This is a genomic window from Candidatus Burkholderia verschuerenii, assembly GCF_001189365.1.
Classification (GTDB): domain Bacteria; phylum Pseudomonadota; class Gammaproteobacteria; order Burkholderiales; family Burkholderiaceae; genus Caballeronia; species Caballeronia verschuerenii.
Map to the genome: position 1 here is coordinate 1 of NZ_LFJJ01000376.1, position 1120 is coordinate 1120.

The following is a 1120-nucleotide window of genomic DNA, read 5'->3' on the forward strand; positions in this document are numbered from 1 at the left end:
GACTTGGCGAAGGCAGTTCAAGAATTGGCTAAAGAAATGAAGTCCTCACAAAAAGGCAAGAAAGCACGTGAGGCAGCCATGAGCCAATTTATGCAAAGCTTCAATGCCAAATGAAGTGGCGGACTACCTAGCGATACAGTTCCCAACCCAAAGGAGAAAGAGCCGATGTGTGCAGTCCATTTACGAAGTGGAAAGAAATTGCAAGGAGAATCTAGCAAAGCTCAAGACAACAAGGACAAAGAGAAGGTTGGAACTCAAGCCTTGGCCGATAAGAAGTGCCACATTGAAGGCAAAGTGAATGATGAGGTGGTGGTGACTCTTGAGAAAGAGGGAGGAGAAGCTCAGCCCAACAAGAGGAAGAGAGATGAAAAGGAGGTGGTTCATGAGTGTGAGAAGCCTAAACTCCCTTATACGATTGCTAGGAAAGACAAGCTACAAGGAGACAAGTTGATGGAGAGGCTAGTGGAACTGATGAAGAAGATAAACCTGAACATTTCCTTCCTTGACCTCATTTGTGACGTGCCAAAGTATGCTAAGTGCCTAAAGGACATTGTGGCCAACAATGAGAAGTTTCAAGGAGAAGGCATCGTCCAATTGAGCCAAAGTTGTAGCTCAATATTCAAGAATGATATGCGGCTGCCCAAGAAGATGAAGGACCCCGGATGTTGTACCATCCCCCTCAACATTGGAAACAATTTGGTGAAGAAGGCTTTGTGTGACCCGGGAGCAGCGGTGAACTTGATGCCACTTTCTATAGTGAGGACTCTTGAGAAGGATAGCCTAATGGGAAAAACACCTGTCTTGATTCAATTGGCCGATATGACCGTGGTTAATCCGTGTGGGATGATTGAGGATATGCTAGTGCAACTTGACAAATTCATTATCCCGGTCGATTTCATCGTGCTCGACATGGAGGAAGACCATGAGACCCCTCTTATTTTGGGGCGTCCCTTCTTAGCCACTTGTGATGCCACACTTAGGGTCTGAGATAGCTCTATTGAATTCTCAATCAATGGAGTGAAGCTTAGTTTTGCCATGAATCATGTGCTCAAGGCCCCAAGGGCTGTCCCTTATACACTTCTGACGCTGCCGACGAGCGGTCCGGGGTGGGTTGGGGGGG

The 1120-nt window shown here is 47.0% G+C and carries 1 protein-coding gene; it reads left to right on the plus strand.

What is annotated here, in order from left to right; translation table 11 throughout:
• Positions 1-165 precede the first annotated feature (165 nt).
• On the plus strand, positions 166-987 hold the full coding sequence (locus BVER_RS36115; protein WP_157056307.1) for a retropepsin-like aspartic protease: 822 nt from the start codon (positions 166-168) through the stop codon (positions 985-987).
• Positions 988-1120: the final 133 nt, after the last annotated feature.